This is a genomic window from Caballeronia choica (genome assembly GCF_001544535.1).
Lineage (GTDB): Bacteria > Pseudomonadota > Gammaproteobacteria > Burkholderiales > Burkholderiaceae > Caballeronia > Caballeronia choica.
This window is the reverse complement of record NZ_FCON02000349.1, coordinates 1-2,887: the sequence shown is the minus strand read 5'-3', so window position 1 is coordinate 2,887 and position 2,887 is coordinate 1. Positions and strand designations below refer to the sequence as shown.

Below are 2,887 nucleotides of genomic sequence, written 5' to 3'. Positions count from 1 at the left end.
TGCCGCGCGTCAAACAAGATGAGAGCAGCGCGTCAATCAGGATGAGAGTTCTGGCGTTGCGGCAGCGGTGGAGGGCGTAGCCCGGAACCGCTGCCGCAACGCCGCGCCGAGGAGTCCGCCCCGCTGCCGGGGTGCCTTGTCGGTGGTCGCGGTAAATCGGGTATGAACAGTTCTTCCATGTAGCGAAGGGAGGCTGAGTTGCCCGGCCGACACATCAACGACCATCAGATGAGGCTCTACATGAAGTACAGACTCAAGGAAGGACCAGCTCAAGCGGCTGCGCGCGCCGGGTTCAGCGCCGCCACGGGTTATCGCATCGATCAGGACAGGCGACTGCCATCGCAGAAGAAGGCACCACGTGCGCGTCGCCGTCCCGATCCCCTGGCGGCAATCTTTGACACCGAGATCGTGCCGCTGCTCCAGTGCGCTCCCGGCATCCGGCCGATAGCCGTACTGGACGAGATGCTTCGGCGCCATCCCGACCTTCCGGGCAACGTGCGCCGCACACTGGAGCGCCGTATTCGCGACTGGCGCGCACTCCATGGCGAGGAGCATGACGTTATGTTCCGTCAGGTACATGAACCCGGTCGTCTCGGGTTGTCCGACTTCACCGAGATGGACAGCCTGGGCGTCACCGTGGCGGGTGTCGCGCTTGACCACCGCCTCTATCACTTCCGGCTGGCCTGCTCGGGCTTTGAGCACGCTCACGTCATTCTCGGCGGCGAGAGCTATGTCGCGCTGGCCGAAGGGCTGCAGAACGCCATCTGGGCACTCGGGGGCGCGCCGCGTGAGCACCGCAGCGACAGCCTGTCGGCGGCGTTCCGCAATCTCGATGCCGACGCGCGCAAGGATCTGACCACGCGTTACGATGCGCTGTGCGCCCACTACGGCATGCAGCCCACACGCAACAACCGTGGCGTTGCCCACGAGAACGGCTCCATCGAGAGCCCTCATGGCCACCTCAAGAGCGCAGTGCGTGATGCGTTGCTTCTGCGCGGCAGTCATGACTTCGACGATCTCAGTTCCTATCGCCGCTTCATCGACGAGATCGTCGGTCGAATCAACGCGCGTAATGGCAAACGCATTGAGGTCGAGCGGGCACTGCTTCAGCCGCTTCCGGCCCAGCGTACGTGTGACTACGAGGAAACGCGCGTGTACGTCACGACCACCTGCGGCTTCGTCCTGCGCAAGGTGTTCTATACCGTCCCGTCCCGGCTGATCGGCCATCACCTGCGCGTGCGTCTGTACGACGACCGGCTGGAGCTGTTTCTGGGCAGTACGGCCCTGATGACACTGCAGCGCGGCCGTGCGGGTCCCAAAGGCAAGCACGGCCACGTCATCAACTACCGGCACGTCATCCACGCGCTGCGCCGCAAGCCCATGGCACTGCTCAACCTGGTCTACCGCGATCAGATCTTTCCGCGCGAGGCCTTTCGCCTGAGCTTCGATCGCCTGCTCGAGCAGTTCCCGGAGCGTCAGGCATGCAGGACCATGGTAGAACTGCTCAGCCTGGCCCACGAGCACAACTGCGAAGCCCAACTGGCCAAGGCGCTGCAGCAGTGCCTGGACGATGGACAGTTACCCGATCTCGACGCACTGTGTTCGCGCTTCGAAGCGAAGCCGACGAGCAGCATGCCGGAGGTGAACATCCAGCTCGCCGCGCTGAGCGACTACGAAGCCCTGCTTGACATGGCAACGGAGGTGACGGCATGAGTCTCGACATCGACGCCACCCGCCTGTCGCTGCTGCTCAACGATTTGCGGCTGCCCGCCATCAAGCAGATCTGGTCCAGCTTTGCCGAGCGCTCCGACACCGAAGGCTGGCCGGCAGCGCGCCTGCTGATGGCGCTGGCCGAACACGAGATCGCCGAGCGCGATCGACGCCGAGTCGAACGTCACCTCAGGGACGCCAAGCTCCTGCCGGGCAAGACACTGGAGAACTTCGATTTCGACGCGGTGCCAATGGTGTCGCGCGCGCACGTCTCGGCGCTTTGCGCTGGCGATGGCTGGTTGCGTAACGGCACCAACCTGATTCTTCTGGGGCCGAGCGGAGGGGGCAAATCGCACTTGTCGTCGGCTATCGGACTGAGCCTGCTGGAGAAGGGCTGGAAGGTCCTCTTCGCTCGCACTACCGACCTCGTGCAACGGTTGCAGGCCGCGCGCCGCGATCTGGCTCTCGAATCTGCTATCAATCGGCTGGATCGCTTCGACCTGGTCATCCTGGACGATTTTGCGTACGTCAGCAAGGACCAGGCAGAGACGTCGGTGCTGTTCGAGCTCATCAGCGCCAGGTATGAGCGCCGTTCCCTTTGCATAACGGCCAACCAGCCGTTTGGCGAATGGGACAATGTTTTCCCCGACCGGGCCATGACGGTGGCCGCCGTCGACCGGCTGGTCCATCACTCGACCATCTTTGAGCTGAACGTCGAAAGCTACCGTCGCCGTACTGCCCTGCAGCGCAAGCAGCAGGGACCGGGACGCCCGGCCAGTAGAGCGACACCAAAGAACGTTGGCGTGCCACCGACACAGGAGGATCAGCACGGCATCGACCTCACCGAATGACCCGCTGTTCTCATCCTGATTGACGCGCGGCTCGCAGGCAAAGCTAGCCGGCGTCAATCAACCCCGGCATCATCTTCCACGCCACCACATTATCATCCTGATTGTCGCGCAACCAGAATACCTGCGGCGTCACCATCACACTGCAATCCTCAACGACTGGTGGCTTCAGCTTGATTGTCGCGCGACACCCACTCGCCCGCGTCAATCAACGCCGCGCGTCAATCAATAAACGCTTGCCAGCGTCAATCAACATCGGCATCATCATTTCTGCCGCGACATTCTCAACTTGATTGTCGCGCGTCTCTCATCCAGATTGTCGCGCCACA

2 protein-coding genes are annotated in these 2,887 nt (G+C 62.8%); both read left to right on the top strand.

Going from position 1 to position 2,887, the window contains the following annotated elements; all coding sequences use genetic code 11:
- The first annotated feature begins 198 nt into the window (after positions 1-198).
- Positions 199-1,713 carry an IS21 family transposase gene (gene istA, locus AWB68_RS43680; RefSeq protein ID WP_087650290.1) on the top strand — a complete coding sequence of 505 codons (1,515 nt, stop codon included), beginning with the start codon at positions 199-201 and terminating at the stop codon, positions 1,711-1,713.
- Positions 1,710-2,561, top strand: a complete 852-nt coding sequence (istB, locus tag AWB68_RS43675; RefSeq protein ID WP_087650289.1) for an IS21-like element helper ATPase IstB — start codon at positions 1,710-1,712, stop codon at positions 2,559-2,561. Before istA ends, istB begins: the two co-directional genes overlap by 4 nt.
- The last annotated feature ends 326 nt before the right edge of the window (positions 2,562-2,887 follow it).